Annotated in this window: 14 protein-coding genes and 1 pseudogene; 3 read left to right on the top strand and 12 right to left on the bottom strand. The window is 67.9% G+C overall.

What is annotated here, in order from left to right; translation table 11 throughout:
• Positions 1–127 precede the first annotated feature (127 nt).
• Complete coding sequence (locus tag IE278_RS14910) at positions 128–673, top strand: NUDIX hydrolase (protein ID WP_189772491.1); 546 nt, start codon at positions 128–130, stop codon at positions 671–673.
• Positions 674–694: 21 nt separating this feature from the next.
• On the opposite strand, the gene IE278_RS14915 is transcribed toward IE278_RS14910, so the two are convergent.
• A complete protein-coding gene (locus tag IE278_RS14915) occupies positions 695–952 on the bottom strand; it encodes a hypothetical protein (protein ID WP_189772944.1) in 258 nt (85 codons plus the stop codon).
• A gap of 247 nt (positions 953–1,199) precedes the next feature.
• Positions 1,200–1,331 (bottom strand): annotated as a pseudogene (locus tag IE278_RS14920) (3-hydroxyacyl-CoA dehydrogenase family protein); the annotation flags it as partial.
• Between the two features lie 584 nt (positions 1,332–1,915).
• Here IE278_RS14920 and IE278_RS14925 point away from each other — a divergent pair.
• The gene (locus tag IE278_RS14925; protein WP_189772493.1) at positions 1,916–2,152 is read left to right on the top strand and encodes a helix-turn-helix transcriptional regulator; all 237 of its coding nucleotides are present in this window, start codon (positions 1,916–1,918) and stop codon (positions 2,150–2,152) included.
• A 779-nt stretch (positions 2,153–2,931) separates the two neighbouring features.
• Here IE278_RS14925 and IE278_RS14930 read toward each other — a convergent pair.
• Positions 2,932–4,134, bottom strand: coding sequence for a helix-turn-helix domain-containing protein (locus tag IE278_RS14930; protein ID WP_189772495.1), 1,203 nt, complete (start codon positions 4,132–4,134; stop codon positions 2,932–2,934).
• 65 nt (positions 4,135–4,199) lie between these two features.
• Here IE278_RS14930 and IE278_RS14935 point away from each other — a divergent pair, with 65 nt between their 5' ends.
• Positions 4,200–4,883 carry an HAD family hydrolase gene (locus IE278_RS14935; RefSeq protein WP_246570328.1) on the top strand — a complete coding sequence of 228 codons (684 nt, stop codon included), beginning with the start codon at positions 4,200–4,202 and terminating at the stop codon, positions 4,881–4,883.
• A 68-nt stretch (positions 4,884–4,951) separates the two neighbouring features.
• On the opposite strand, the gene IE278_RS14940 is transcribed toward IE278_RS14935, so the two are convergent.
• The 9 genes from IE278_RS14940 to IE278_RS14980 form a co-directional block, all read right to left on the bottom strand.
• Positions 4,952–5,338, bottom strand: a complete 387-nt coding sequence (locus tag IE278_RS14940; RefSeq protein WP_189772496.1) for a hypothetical protein — start codon at positions 5,336–5,338, stop codon at positions 4,952–4,954.
• Positions 5,325–5,762: a hypothetical protein gene (locus tag IE278_RS14945; protein WP_213089725.1), complete on the bottom strand. Its 438-nt coding sequence runs from the start codon at positions 5,760–5,762 to the stop codon at positions 5,325–5,327. The genes IE278_RS14940 and IE278_RS14945 overlap by 14 nt, the downstream gene beginning before the upstream one ends.
• Positions 5,762–5,998 carry a holin gene (locus IE278_RS14950; protein ID WP_246570329.1) on the bottom strand — a complete coding sequence of 79 codons (237 nt, stop codon included), beginning with the start codon at positions 5,996–5,998 and terminating at the stop codon, positions 5,762–5,764. The genes IE278_RS14945 and IE278_RS14950 overlap by 1 nt, the downstream gene beginning before the upstream one ends.
• A 5-nt stretch (positions 5,999–6,003) precedes the next feature.
• Positions 6,004–6,831 (bottom strand): N-acetylmuramoyl-L-alanine amidase, encoded by an 828-nt coding sequence (locus IE278_RS14955; protein ID WP_189772497.1) that lies wholly within the window; start codon positions 6,829–6,831, stop codon positions 6,004–6,006.
• Positions 6,831–7,055 (bottom strand): hypothetical protein, encoded by a 225-nt coding sequence (locus IE278_RS14960; RefSeq protein ID WP_189772498.1) that lies wholly within the window; start codon positions 7,053–7,055, stop codon positions 6,831–6,833. Before IE278_RS14960 ends, IE278_RS14955 begins: the two co-directional genes overlap by 1 nt.
• Before the next feature lie 65 nt (positions 7,056–7,120).
• The gene (locus IE278_RS14965; protein ID WP_189772499.1) at positions 7,121–7,330 is read right to left on the bottom strand and encodes a hypothetical protein; all 210 of its coding nucleotides are present in this window, start codon (positions 7,328–7,330) and stop codon (positions 7,121–7,123) included.
• Positions 7,331–7,343: 13 nt separating this feature from the next.
• On the bottom strand, positions 7,344–7,847 hold the full coding sequence (locus IE278_RS14970) for a hypothetical protein (protein WP_189772500.1): 504 nt from the start codon (positions 7,845–7,847) through the stop codon (positions 7,344–7,346).
• A 40-nt stretch (positions 7,848–7,887) separates the two neighbouring features.
• A complete protein-coding gene (locus IE278_RS14975; RefSeq protein ID WP_189772501.1) occupies positions 7,888–10,599 on the bottom strand; it encodes a hypothetical protein in 2,712 nt (903 codons plus the stop codon).
• Positions 10,599–13,796: a phage tail tape measure protein gene (locus IE278_RS14980; RefSeq protein WP_189772502.1), complete on the bottom strand. Its 3,198-nt coding sequence runs from the start codon at positions 13,794–13,796 to the stop codon at positions 10,599–10,601. Before IE278_RS14980 ends, IE278_RS14975 begins: the two co-directional genes overlap by 1 nt.
• Between the last annotated feature and the right edge of the window lie 94 nt (positions 13,797–13,890).

Consider the following 13,890-nt stretch of genomic DNA (forward strand, 5'->3'; position numbering starts at 1 on the left):
GGCCCTGAGCCCTCCCGGGCGGTTCACTCTGTGCCTGCCGCCGCGCTGGGAGCGGCCCACTGCGAGCCTGCTGTGCGGACACTCCTGCTGCGATATTGCCATCTACCCGGCGGAAGGTGGCAGAAAAGTGCAGTGGACGAAACAGAACGAACAAATCGTGTACGCAAATCGCTGGTTCAGCGTCAATCTCGCGGATGTCGAACTGCCGAACGGCCGGCATCTCGATCACTTCTTAATCCGGCTGCGGCCCGTCGCCGTGGCCACTGTCGTGAATGAGGCGAACGAGGTGCTGCTGCTGTGGCGGCACCGCTTCATCACCGACAGCTGGGGATGGGAGCTTCCCGCGGGTGTCGTCGAGGACGGCGAGGACATCGCCGTCGCGGCGGCCCGCGAACTGGAGGAGGAGACCGGCTGGCGGCCGGGACCTCTGCGCCATCTGATGAGCGTCGAGCCCTCGAACGGGCTCACCGACGCCCGGCACCACATCTACTGGGCCGACGAAGGCGCGTACATCGGGCATCCTGTGGACGACTTCGAGTCCGACCGACGGGAATGGGTTCCTCTCAAGCTCGCTCCCGACATGGTCGCCCGCGGTGAGGTTCCGGCCGCCAATATGGCTGCCGCGCTGCTCCTCCTGCACCATCTGAGGCTCGGGCAGGACGCCTTGCCCTGATCCCCCACCGCGTCCACGGGTCTAACGACCCAGAGCCTGCCAGACCGCCACGGCCAGCGCTCCCACTGCCGTGACGACCGCGACCGCGCGCAGCGGCCAGCGGGTGTGCTCCAGCGCGATGACCCGAGTACTCAGGTCGTCGAGCTCCTTGGCGGTCTGTTCGGCGCGATGACTGAGCAGAGTCATGCACCCCTCGACGGTGGCATGGGCCACATCGAGACGGCGACGTAACTCTGCGACTTCTCCTCGGACCACGGGATGCTCCGGGTCGGCGGTCACGTGTCCGCTCCTTTCCGTAGTCGTCACATCCCTAACATGTGCACGGAAAGTCAACAGGCCTGGTGGGTGCGTGGGGAGCGTGTGCGAGGGGCATATGCGTGCCCGGAGCGCACACGGTGTGTGAATGCGGCGGGCCCGGCCCTCAAAAGAGAGCCGGGCCCGCACAGGGCAGCACTTATACGGAGAGTAGTTGTGCCGTGGGGTGCGCAGTTCCCCACGCCCCTGAGAAGCGCGGGGCGCGGGACGCCTACGGGTACGTGTAGAACCCGGAGCCCGACTTGCGGCCCAGGCGGCCGGCGTCGACCATCCGCTGGAGCAGCGGCGGAGCCGCGTACAGCGGTTCCTTGTACTCCTCGTACATCGAGGCACTTGAAGGGGCGTCTGGGCTGTGATCGTCGATCATTCCGTGACCAGCCCAAAGGATCTTTCTATGTCTTTCCATGGCTTTCGCCGCCTTTCGGCACGCACCCCCCTCAGGCCTCCCTCGGTGGAGGGAACTCCCTGAGAACCCCCTCAGGAAACCCCCTTGGCGAGGGTCTGTGATGACGCATCCGCGAGGCCTCGGAGGTGGGAAAATGACGTAACCCCCCTGCGTCATGTGAGGACGCAGGGGGGCCGTCTCCCGCCGGCCTGACTCGCTTCCCAACGGGCTGCCGGCGGGGGTGTGTGGGGCGACCGGGAGGGCCGCGTTCCATTTACATCTTGTCTAACGGATGACTTCTGGCGAGGTAACCCGTAGACGACTCACTCGTTCGTGTGAACAGACGTTCGAATCCCGCACACTACCCGTAGCCCCACGGCATATGCCACATCGCCGCAGGGCTCGCAGTGCTTGGTGCGCCTGAGAGGTCGGCGCCCTGAGTGTCCTATGCCTCTACTGCTCACCCTCCCCTTCTATCATGATCACAAAAAGCGGAATATACTCCGCAGTCAATCGGTCATGATCACCCGAGCGTAGGGCGGGTGCGAGAGCTCCCTGAAGATGACGGCTGGCTCCGGTCCCGCCAGCGCCAGATCGGGCAGCGGGTCCAGGCCGCGCGACAGCAACAGAACCTGACCCAGGACGCTCTCTACCTCGCCACAGGACTCGACCGGCGCACCGTCCAGACACTGGAAGCCGGCACCGGAAACCCGACCATGGCCACCCTCCTGCGAATCTCCTACGTCCTCGACGTGCCACTCGCCGACCTGGTGAAGTGACCCGCCGCGACCATGGTCTGGGGCCGCGGCGGATCTTCCCACGCTGCCCGCCAGGAGGCGGGCGCGGCGGACCGGTGAGTACACCGCACGTGGGGGTTGGCCCCGCCCGCCCCGCCGGGGGGACGGAGGCGGACGGGAGTTCAGAGGTCGCGCCGTAGCCCGTCGACGCGGAGGCAGGCTAGGACGCCGGCTGGTATCGGGTCGGCCTTCAGTAAGCTGACGTGGTCGACGTGCGCGTAGATGAAGCGCCCCCCGCCAGCCGAGTTGTACGGCTCGACCGCGACCAGGACCTCGTCCTCGGGGTCCTCAATCGGCTCTTGGCAGTGACGACAGACCTTCACCGCCGCCCCTCTCGCATGAGGCGCCGGAGGGCCACCGCCGTGTCGCAGCCCGCGGCGGTCTCACGACACGGCTCGCAGCTCACGGCGTGCACGAACAGCTGCGCATACGCCTTGCCGCCCACGCACCGTTTGTCAGTGCGAGGGAACCAGTCTGCGGTGATCCCATGCACTTCGGCAGTCCGGACGCCTAGATCGACTGCGGTGTCATTGGACAGTGCGTCACCGCACCAGACGCAGGCCCGCCCACACATCTGCGGCTCCGACAAGGTCTCCGGAGCAGGGAGTTCGAGTAAGGCGAGGACGGCGGTCTGATCTGTGTCGATGCTGGTCGCCATGCTCAACGCCTCCGTGCTCGCCGTGATTTGCCTCACGTGACCGTAGGCAGACCATGTCGAGTCGACCCGAACTCTCAGCTCGGGTGAACCACAGGCTCCCCAGCTACACGAGCCCCATCCGCACGGCAAGCTGCTCAGCCTGCCGGGCGTGCATCGCTCGGGCCCGGCGGATCGCCGTCAGCACGAGCTGCCGGGCGAGCGGCGTACGAGCCAGGTCCTCCGGAGCGATGGCCTCCAAGCCGACCAAGGAGAGCAACGTGGCGGCATCGTCTCGGCGCTGGCTGTAGCAGGCCGCCACTTGAAGCCCGAACGTGAACTCCCGTTCCAGCGAGGGCAACCCGGTGGTGTCGATCGCGTCCGCCGTGTGCAGGGCCTCGCCGGTCTCGCCCGCCTCCATGTCGATGGACAGGGCGTGTAGAGCGATGTTCGTTGGCCCGAACACCGTCCATCCGATGTTGCTGTCGTCCGGCACTGCGCGCGCGGCAGGCGCCGCATGCTTGACCAGTCGCTCCCGGGCCTCCCACCAGCGGCGCCGACGGGTCGCCGCGACCACAGCCACCAACTGGAGTGCGCCAGCCATCGCTTTGCGTTCAACCTCCGGCATCTGGGCCGTGGCTACCTGCTCGGCCGCCCGCACCGCCAGCTCCTCCGCCTCGCCTGGCTGGTCGGCAGCAAGGAGCACGTGCCCCAGGTTCCACTGCGCCGCGGCGATGCGGAGCGGGTCATCAGCGTCTTCTGCGGCCCGCATCGCCCGGTCGGCAGCGAGGGTCGCGAGGTCGACGCGGCCCGTACGGCGGAGGTAAGAGCGGAGCAGGCAATACAGATCCGCGGCCGCGCGCAGGACAGCACGTCGCTCCTCGGCGTCAGCGCCGGCACGCGCCGCACGCAAGGTGTGTTCCACGTCGGCGACGAGGTCGGGCAACGTCTCGGCCGCCTCGGTGAACCTCTGCCCGCTCGTCTGCCAACTTTGCCAGGCGCCCTCTACCCGGTCCCTCAGTACGCCTGCTGGTACGGGAGCAGCGGTGCGAGCGGGCCCGTAGCCGAGGAGAGCGCGGCCCACCGCAGTCTCGGGGCTGCTGGCCACTTCTGCCTCGGGGGGAGGCTGGTCGGAGAGCAGGGCCGCGGTGGGGACCCCGAGTTCTTGCGCGAGGGCGTAGAGGATCGGCAACGACGGCATCTTCAGACCGCGCTCGATCTGTGACAAATAGTCCGGTGTGATGCCGACCAGTCCTGCGACCGCGTCCTGCCGGCGCCCTCCGCGGTAGTGCCTGATCCTGTCCCCGATAGGGAGGTCCGCTGCAACCATGGTGCCCACTCCTTGCTCGCTGTATCTGAGCGTAAGGTGCCCGCTACGCGGGGAGATGCGAATCCATGGAGAGAGGGACGGCCGTGCCGGAGCTTGTGCTGTGGGACATCGACCACACGCTGATGGCGACAGGAGGCCTCGGGCCTGAACTATGGGCGCAGGCCTTCAGAGAGGTAACCGGGGTCGAACTGCGTGAGCAGGCTTCCGTGACCGGGTCGACTGAGCGCGTCATCCTGCGGGAAACCGCGCGGCTGCATGATGTCCCGTACAGCGACGAACTGTTCGACGTCTTCGCCGCGGCCCTCGGCGCCGTGCACGCCCGCCGGGCCGTTGAACTGCGCGAGCGCGGGCACGCGCTGCCGGGAGCCGCAGCCGTCCTCGCTCGCCTCCAGGAGCAGGGCGTGCGCCAAACCGTGGTGACGGGCAACGTCCGTGTGGCCGCCGAGGTCAAACTGGCCGTGTTCGGTCTCGACACCTACCTACGCCTCGACGCCGGGGCGTATGCCGAGGACGGTGAGGAGCGGCCCGAGCTGCTGCGTACCGCCCTGGCCCGGTCCACCACCAAGCCCGAGAACGCTGTCTTCCTGGGGGATACGCCCGCCGACGTTGCCGGTGGGCGGGATGCCGGTGTCCGAATGGTGGCTGTCGCGACGGGACGTTCATCGGTAGCAGACCTGCGAGATGCTGGCGCGACTACTGTGCTGGAAGGCTTGGAACACACCGACGGAGTGCTCGACATCATCGCGTGAGCGGTAGCGCCGCCTGCCCCAGACACGACGAAGGGCCCCCTCCCGCCCGAAGGCGGAAGGGGGCTCGTTCAACGGTTGTCCCGAGCCGCGAGCAGCTCGGGGTCCATCGGGACCAGCGGCATACCGGCTCCGCGCAGCTGGTCGTCCTGCTTGCTGATGTGGTCGAGCGCCAGGCCGAGGAGCCGCTCCGTCCGATCCGCACGCGACCGAGACTCTCGCTCAGCGTTCTCAAGAACGCGCATCCTCGCGTGGAGAGCAGTCATCTGCTCCTGGAACCAGTGATACATCTCAGGCGAGACGCTCCACGTACCCACCGGCTGCGCAGGCGCGGCTGGCAACTCTGCGGCCGGTATCTCCTGGACGGTCGTCTTGGTCCTGCCCAGCCACGTCCCCCCGAGCGAACCCAGAGTGGAGACGACCACGGCGAGCAGGCCGAGCCAGCTACTCGGCTCCACGCGTCACCATCCTCGGGACGATCAGCTGAGGCCTGGTCACGTAGGCGACGATCGCGATGAGTAGAGCGTGTGACGCCCACGGGGCGACCGCCCCCCATGCTGTGCCCGAGGCCCCGGTGGCTCCCCCGAGCGCGTATGCCAGGGCCCAAAGCAACGGCGGAGCCATCGCCGCGAACACGCCAGGCAGGTCACGCCCAGCCCGGGCCGGTGAGAAACCGATGGCGATCACCCCGGCGCCGATCCAGAGCCAGCCCCAGCCGGCCATGCACATCAGGTCCAGGAGGACCGAGATGCCACGGACCGTGCCGTAGCGGGGCTGGATGGCGATAGAGGCGCCGTAGCTAATCCAGGCAAGGCCCGAGGAGGCCAGCGCAAGGCCGCGCCAGTCCAGCCGTGCCCAGAACTGGGCCAGCGCGGCACGCATCAGGTGTCCGAGCGAGGCGTGTGCGGAGCCGCCCATCCGGCGATCCAAGCCGCCGTGGCTGGAACGAGCGACAACACGAACGGCTCCAGCGCGTTGGGCATGCTGCTGATCAGTGACGGGTCATCGGTGACTCCGCCGAGGACTGCCAGCCCTGCGAGGCTGGCCAGGTACGCGAGCGCCGAGGAGGCCTTTACCTTCTTCTCGATCGGAGCGGAGGGAGAAGCCATGGTGATCATTCCCTTCAGGGTGTGACGGAGAAGCCGCGGCGCTTGCCGAGCTTCGTGAGAGAGGCGAGCCCGGGCAGGCCGTCGGCGTCCTCGCCCTTGTAGCCGCAGCGCATCTGCCACAGCCCGTACGCGGCCCGCGTGGCCGTACCGAAGTGCCCATCCGCGAGAGCTCGCGCGAGGAGCCGCTCCTCGACCAGGGCGTCCTCGACGACCCTCACGCCCTCGTAGCTGACGGGAGTGCCGGACCGGGGCGGGTCGGCCAGCGCCGCGGAGATGAGCTTGGACAGGTCGACGACCGGCCGGCCTGCACCCGGCTTCGGCACCACGGGCGTCCACACGGTCGGCCGCGGCGCGCCCTTCCGGACCCATGAGTAGAGCGGGCCCCCTGGGCACAGGGTGGCGTAGCCGTCCTGGTGGCCGCCGATCCGGTTACCGGCGCCGTGCTCCTGGAGGTGCTCGATCGCGTCTCGCAGGGCGTGCAGGAGGCCATCGTTCGGCTCGGTCAGACCGGTCTTGCCGACCAGTCCGAGGACGGCGTAGTCGTACCGGTTCAGCGCCTGGTTGCCGTTGGCGCCTGTCCGGCGGCCGGCGCCGCGGCCTTCGAGGACGTAGCCGTGCCAGCAGGCACCGTAGTTGTAGGCGATATCGCTGTAGCCCTCGGCGACGTTGGCGAGGTGTGCCTTCCGGAAGTCCTTCCACAGCGCCACGCAACCGGCGTGGTTCTTCAGCAGGCTCACCGGGACGTCCCCGCCCGTGTAGTGGACCTTCACGCCCCCCGCGGTGGCCTGCGCGGGCGCGGCCGAGGCAGGCCAGCCCAGTGCACCGCGCGTGATCAGCTTCATCAGCTGCCGTCCCGTGCTGAGTTCGAAGCGGCGAGGACCGCCCAGTTCTTCGCGTCCCACAGACGCTCAAGCGCCCGGGTGACCTCGGCGCCGGACAGCGTCTCGGCGAGGCCCTGCGCCAGGTCGTGGAACGGCCTGCTCACCTCCTGGAGATGGGCCGGCAGGTGGTCGTACCGGAAGTTGCCGAGCAGCTGCGCGACAGCGGGATGGAGTTCGGTGGCCATGCGTGCCTCCAGGGCATGAAGAGAGCCCCGTACCAGGCGGCACGGGGCTTCGATGGGGAGAGCAGTCAGACGGGCGAGGACATCACCTCGTACCGCGTCGCGGTCACCGAGATGTTGGGCTGCTGCGACAGGAAGTCCTTCACTGCGTCCACGACGTCCTGCTCCGTGACGCCCGGGATCGGGAAGGACGGAGCGTCGAAGCGCATCTGAAGCGAACACCCCACCTCGGGATCCGTGACGTCGACCGCCGTGATCTGTACCAACGGGTAGTCCATCGAACTCCTCCGATCAGGCCGCGGCCTCGTACTGCCCCCACGCGCGCAGAGCAGCGCCGCTGTCCCACGCCCACGGAGTCACCGCATCAATCAGACCGGCACCGGTAGCCGTCGAAACAGCGTTGATGTTGCCGCCGCTCATCTCGAACTCGAACGTTGTCGTGGTCGTCAGCCGGATCCGGAGCGGCTGACGCGTGCCAGCGGAGTTCGTGTAGCCGCCGGGCGCTGCCGCCTTCTGGATCTCCCCGTACCCGCACTCGCCGATCACGGCAGCGGCCGGTGCCGGAGCCGAGATCCGCCAGTTGTCCGACCCGGAGCCGCCGCCGAAGTTGGCCGTGGACCCGAAGACGATGTCGAGGCGCCAGAAGATCGTCGTTGCGGACTGCGCCCACCGGGCGGTGATCGTCGAGTTGCTGCCGAAGCTCGGCGTGTTCGCGCCGCTCGACGTGGTCCACACCGGAGTCCAGTCGGTCCAGACCGGCGAGATCGACAGCATCCGACCCGCCGTCAGTTTCATCCCAGGTTGGAACGACTCCCAAGGCATCCAAGGCCCCCTTTCACAGAGAAACGATCATCGGTTGCGCCAGCTCCACGACCGTCTCCGACGCCTGGGCCTTCTCCACGCCGTTCACCGCGCGCACCACGGTGAACGACTGCGGCGATGAGGTACCTGAGATCCCGGTTACCGTCATCACCTCGCCGCCCACCCGAATGTCGAACGGGAACTCGGCCGGATACGTGGCCGTCGTGATCCACGTAGGGCCATCCGTCACCGCGACCGACAGCACCGTCGCCGAGGCAGATACACCGGCCGCGAGTTCACTCCCGTCCGTATCGAGCCGCCCGTAGACCGCATCGTCGAGCACCCCCACCTGGTAGGGGCCGGCCGGAGCGCAGACAAGATCGATCTCCCACGTGCGGACCCCGATCCTCTCTGTGTAGCCCAGGACCAGCAGATCGACCGGACCGGGCGGCAGGAACTCCGGCAGGTCCACGATCTGCACCAGGTCGCCCTCGACCATCGCGACGATTGTGTCGATCAGTTGAGGGGCCTTGTGCAGCTTGATCGTGACGACCGGGTACCGGGCTTCATCCCAGGTCCGGACATGCATCAGCCAGTACGCAGAGGGCTCCGCCATGTCGTCATCGAACAGATTGCGATCGAAGGACTCGTCGTACGGACCGACCCCGTTGGGCGGATCGTTTACGGACAGACGTCCTTCAAGCAACCGGGCACGTCCCGAGCTGCCGTTCGGGAGGTTCACCGTCACGTCATTGCGTACCGTGTTGGAGTCGGGCTCAACTGGCGAGAGCGGCCGCGCTACACCCCTCGCTCCGTACGGGAGAGTGAGGGCCGGCGTCTGGTTCTGGAGGGTTGCCCGGGGCCGATAGCGCAGGCCGAGTCGGTCTGGCTCCTCTCCGAAGATCCCCCCATCGGCGTCGGCGGACTCCTGAAGCAGGCCGAGGAGCGTGCCCGGTCGCTGAGGCCCGAGGCGCATTGTGTCGCTGGCTGCGCCCAGCAGCCGGAACCGGACGCCTTCCTCCTGGCACAGACGAACCATTCGGGCCCCGGCGGTCTCGCCGTTGAATGCCTGGTCTGCCGAGTTGAACGGGGTATCGGTCTCGGTGTTGAAGACGGCGAGGTGTCCCCACCTCATGCCGTCCAAGCCGGTGCCGAACGACGACCTGACGTCCACGACGTAGCCCGGCACCGCCGCGACCGTGGTGTTGACGGACAACCCGGAGCCGCCGATGACGATCCACCGGAACACGTACTGGACGTTGCCGCCGGACTGAACTGCCTTGATCTGGAGGCGGGTCCACGCGCCTGTGAACTGTGGGGCCGTGGTGAAGGACGTGAATACCTGCTGCTCTTCGGCGTCCAGGCCTTCGATCCGTACCAGGTTGGTCGCGACGCGGGCCCTCACTCGTCGGGCCGTGCCCGTGGTGCGCACCTCAAAGAGCGTTGTCTCCGCCACGGGCATCGCGTCGAGGTTGTAGACCAGCTCCACCTGCCACGTGCCTGCCGCCACGGGCGGAACCCGCGCGACGAAGCTGGCGCCTGGCTGGACGATCGGCAACGGAGACGAGCCGGGCAGGGTGTCGTCGGACGCGAAGTCGAACGCGCTCGGCTTGAAGGGCTTCACCCCGGCGATGGGGCTGTAGACGCTCGTCGCGTCCTGGCCCTCCTCCATGGGCCAGTACGCCACCGGATTGTACGAAGGGACTCGGCGACGCAATGTTGACGCCACGGCCTTATCGCCCTGGCTCATCCGCTCGAGGATCCCCTTGCCCTCGCCCTGCACCTTGATGAGGTCACCGCGGCCGGACCACTCCGCCGGCCAGTCGCTGAACTCTCCGACGAACCGCACCCGCTTCTTGCTGATCGAGGCGCCGCCGGACAGAGTCCACGTCAGGCTCGTTGCGTCCACGAAGCTCGTCGCTCCGACAGTTGCCGCCGTGAAGTCGACGTTGGCCACGACGGTCCCCCCGATGCCGTCCCGCAACTGGAAGGCGTACACGCTGCCCGAGGGCGGCGAGAACCCGAGACCGGCAAGGTCACCCACCACCAGCGGCGCATTCGAGGCGAAGACCGCACCCGTCGCCGCGGTGACCGTCTCCCCGAGCTGGGTCCACGGACCGGCGAGCGACGGCGCCGTGTAGAAGGTGATGACCCCAGTCGTAGATGCGCGGGTGACCCGTACTGCGAGGCGCCCCGAAGGCGGCACCGACGGCGCCGCGGTCGAGTTGAACCCGGCCACCGCGGCGCCATCCGTGCTCGCCCGCAGCACCAGACTGCCGGCCGCAGAGAGCGACAGTTGCCACGACCTCTGGTTGCCCGTAGTCACGTACTTGCCGCACAGCTCGATCTCTTGGCCCGTGACCCAGTTGGTCAGCGCCATATCGAGCCGGGCGTCGAGGTCCCCCGCAATGTTCAACGCCGTCGCGCTGGGGGTTGAAGCAACGGCGCTCGCGCTGTCAGCTGGCAGGACGAGCCTCTGCTGTCCGGCATGCACGCTGACCTGCATCAGCGTGTTCAGGCCGATCTTCTCAAAATACTCCGAGCGCGGGTTGCGCGGAGAGTACAGGCCCTTCGGCGACTTGAGGGTGAGCGTGCAGGTAGCCCGCTGGACCGCCTGCACCTCATCCCGCATCCCCCGGGTGTGGGTGATGATGTCGCCCGTCATGGCGTGCTGCGTCACATCGGTGAGCACGCCACCGATGCCCAGCTCGGTGGTCGTACCAAGAGGCTCCTGAGGAAATCCCATCAGCGTGACCTCCTTCCCGTCAGGGCGAACTGAACGTCCGGGCCGCCCACCTGGCGGATACCACGCTGCATCCGCCCCATCAGGTAGTCGTCCTCGCCCCGGCCAGACGACCGGAGCTCGAGCACGACGCGCTGGGACGCGGCTGCGCGGGCGCGCCCGCTGGCCATGTCCAGGGAGCCAGCCGCAGGGGTGTCGACGAGGCTGGCCATGCTGCGGTTGACCGCGGAACGCTGACCCTCCACGCCCTTGATGAGGCCCTGCGCCGTGTGGGCGCCGACCTGCGCCATCACGCGGCTGGGGCTCTTGATGCCGAGTGCCTTACGGATGCTCGCCGTCATGCCCTTGGCGATCCGCAGCATGGTCGACTGGATCGTCTTCTCTTGCTTTTTCAGACCGTTGACCAGGCCCTGAGCGGCTTGGATCCCTGCCGAGTACATGGCGGATCCGGCCGTAGTCCCGGCTTTGCCAGCAGCTGTGACGAGCGCCTTCTGCTGAGAGTTGATCTGCTTGATCTGGGTCGCGTTGGCGTTCGCCAGCGCAGCCGCGGACGAGGCTCCCCCTTCCACTCCGGCTTGGGCGATCTGCGCGATCAGGTCGCTCCTGACGCCCTTTTTCCGCAGCGTCGAGAGGTGCTTCGCGAACGTGTCGGCCGCCAGACGGTCCTGCTTCAGACCGGCCAGGATCGTCTCTGCGGTCTGCGGCCAGCCACCGGTGTCCTGCTTCGTGACGTTCGCGCCGTCGAGAACGCCCTTCTTGACGTCCGCGGCCAGCTTGTCGCGCTCCTTCCGCAGGTCAGCCAGCTTCTTCGTTGCCGTCTTCAGCTTGGCGGCGACCTTCCCCTCCCTTACCGCCAGCCAGTCGAGCCACCCCGCCCCCTTGTTGATCTTCTTGAGGGCGGCGCGCTCCTTCTTCCCGGCCAAGGCGTCCCGCACGATGTCCGTCAGCTTGTACGCGGCGGCCCGCACCTGCTTCTGAGAGCCGGTGAGACCGGCGACCAGGCCGCGCGCGATCCAACGACCCTGCGCTGTGGTCACCTTGGACGGTGACGCGATTCCCAGGGCCTTCGCGATCGGGCCCGGGATCACGTTCCTCGCCCAGCCCCTGATCTGACCCTCGATCCAGCCGCCCATCGACTTGATGCCCGACCACAGACCCTGGACGACCTGGCGACCCTTCTCGTTGAGCAGCGAGCCGAGCGAGCCGATGCCCTTGTTGATCCGGCCAGGCAGCCCCTGCACCCACGCGACCATCGACAGCGCCCGCGCGACGGACGCGGCCTTGAAGCGGTTCCAGGCGCCCGTCGCAGACGCCGAGATGCGCGCGCCCAACGGCGCCAGAGCCGCGACCGCGCGCCCGGGAAGACCCCGGACCCAAGCCATGAAGCTGGCGCCCGTACGGGACACAGGGCCCGAGATGTACCGGCCCCACAGGCCCGAGAACCACGTGGTGAACGCGCTGCCGATCGAGTTGAGCCAGCCTCCGACCTGCCCGGCCTTCGAGGAGATCCAGCCCGTGAATCTCGCCCACCACTTCGGGAGGTTCTCGTTGAGGGCGGACAGCATGCGGCCGACGAAGCTGTAGATGATCGTCAACGCGGCCGCGGAGAACGCGGCACCAACCAGCGTCGGCAGCAGCACAATCGCGGCCACGATCGCCGCACCGATCGCCGCGATCTTCAGCACCTTCGTCGGGTTCGCCATCACCCACTCAGCGGCCTTCGACCCGGCCTGGGTCAGGCCTTCGATGATCTTCGGGCCCATCTCGCGGGCCTTCTCCACGAACTTCGTACCGAGGATCGAGAAGAAGCCCGTGAACCGGTCAACGCCCTCCTGGCCGCCCTTGCCCGCGTCGTCCCAGATGTCACCGATGGCCTTCTTCGCCGTGTCCAACGAATCGAGGACCGGGCCCCCGAGGAAGTCCACCACCTTCTGCTGCATGCCCCGCTTGAAGGCCTCCAGCTTGGTGCCGGCGTTGTCGCGCATCGCGTTGCCGAACTTGTCCGCGCTGCCCGCCGCGCCGTCCATGGACTTGGCTGCCTTGTCGACATCGAGCTTGTACGCGGCCGCGCCCAGGTCCTCGCCCGGCCCGCCAAACAGGTCCTTGACGGCCTGCTTCGCTTCTGCAGAGCCCGGGCCCAGCTTCCGCAGCTTGTCCGCGATCTGGTCCATGGCCTTCTCGCCTCTGGCACCGCCCGCGCGCATGTCGTCGATGACCTGCTTGGCGTCCAGACCGAGCGCCTTCAGCGAATCGGCCGCGGGCTTGGCACCCTCCCCGACCCTGAGTTGCAGCTCCTTGAAGGCGTCCCCGATCTTGTCGGTGTCCTTCGTCCAACCGCCCTGCACGGCCTGCTTGATCAGGCCCATCGCGGTCTTCCCCGAGAGGCCGGCCTCCTTCATGACGGGGCTGTACTCGGTGAACGTCTCCAGCAGGTCATCGCCTGCGGTGCCTAGGCCCTTCGACCCCTTCATCAGCAGGTCGAACGCCTGCTTCCCATCCTTCGCGAGGCCGTTCTTCACCATCGCGCCCGCGGCCTGGGCGGCCTGACCGACGTCGACCTCCATCACGTTGGCCAGGTCTGCGGCGTTCGTGGCGATCGATTTGATCTGCGCGTTCGTCGCTCCGGGCGGGATCAGCCCGGTTGAGGCGATGGCCTTGATGGTGTCCGCGGCGCCCTGGAAGTCCTCGGTGATCGCGGAGGTGTAGAGCTGGCCTGCGATCTTGCCGTACCGGGCGGCTTCCTGGCCGGTAGCGTCGAGTTGGGCACCGAGCCGGGCCTTGATCTTGCCCTGGTCCATGGCCTCGCTGAAGGCGCTGATAAGGAGCGCTCCGGCGGCGGCGCCAGCGGCCATGGCGGCACCGCCCGCAACCTGCTTGAGCCTTTCTAGCTTCCCGCCAGCTGCATCGACTGCGCCCGCAGCGCCTTGCTCGGCTCCTTCGGTGAGACCGTCCCCGAAGGAGTTTCCAGCCTGTTGCCCGGCCCGCGCGAACCGACCCTGAGCAGTCCTGAGCCGTCCGTCAGCACCACGAACGAGGCCCTCTCCGAGCCCTTCACCGGCCTGCTGACCAGCCTGTTCAGCGTCGTCGCCCATCTGCTGGCCGGACTGGCGGAGGGCCTGCTCCGCACGTCGCAGAGCTGGGTCCACCGTCCGGTCGTCGACGGACAGGATTGCGTTGAGTTCGCCGACGGTGAGCGACACGAAGGTCACCTCCTGGGAGTGCGGGGGTTTTTCTCGGGAGGTGGCGCGAAGTGCCTGTGCAGGCGTGACTCAGTGGAGAGGAGGCCGAAGACGC

Source organism: Streptomyces tauricus, from assembly GCF_014650955.1.
GTDB lineage: Bacteria > Actinomycetota > Actinomycetes > Streptomycetales > Streptomycetaceae > Streptomyces > Streptomyces tauricus.

What these genes read in the sequence shown, in the direction of transcription:
- IE278_RS14975 (WP_189772501.1), bottom strand. Translation starts at nt 10,599, where the DNA reads ATGGGATTTCCTCAGGAGCCTCTTGGTACGACCACCGAGCTGGGCATC.
- IE278_RS14970 (WP_189772500.1), bottom strand. Translation starts at nt 7,847, where the DNA reads ATGAAACTGACGGCGGGTCGGATGCTGTCGATCTCGCCGGTCTGGACC.
- IE278_RS14950 (WP_246570329.1), bottom strand. Translation starts at nt 5,998, where the DNA reads ATGATCACCATGGCTTCTCCCTCCGCTCCGATCGAGAAGAAGGTAAAG.
- IE278_RS14930 (WP_189772495.1), bottom strand. Translation starts at nt 4,134, where the DNA reads ATGGTTGCAGCGGACCTCCCTATCGGGGACAGGATCAGGCACTACCGC.
- IE278_RS14945 (WP_213089725.1), bottom strand. Translation starts at nt 5,762, where the DNA reads ATGCGTGCCGCGCTGGCCCAGTTCTGGGCACGGCTGGACTGGCGCGGC.
- IE278_RS14960 (WP_189772498.1), bottom strand. Translation starts at nt 7,055, where the DNA reads ATGGCCACCGAACTCCATCCCGCTGTCGCGCAGCTGCTCGGCAACTTC.
- IE278_RS14955 (WP_189772497.1), bottom strand. Translation starts at nt 6,831, where the DNA reads ATGAAGCTGATCACGCGCGGTGCACTGGGCTGGCCTGCCTCGGCCGCG.
- IE278_RS14935 (WP_246570328.1), top strand. Translation starts at nt 4,200, where the DNA reads ATGGAGAGAGGGACGGCCGTGCCGGAGCTTGTGCTGTGGGACATCGAC.
- IE278_RS14965 (WP_189772499.1), bottom strand. Translation starts at nt 7,330, where the DNA reads ATGGACTACCCGTTGGTACAGATCACGGCGGTCGACGTCACGGATCCC.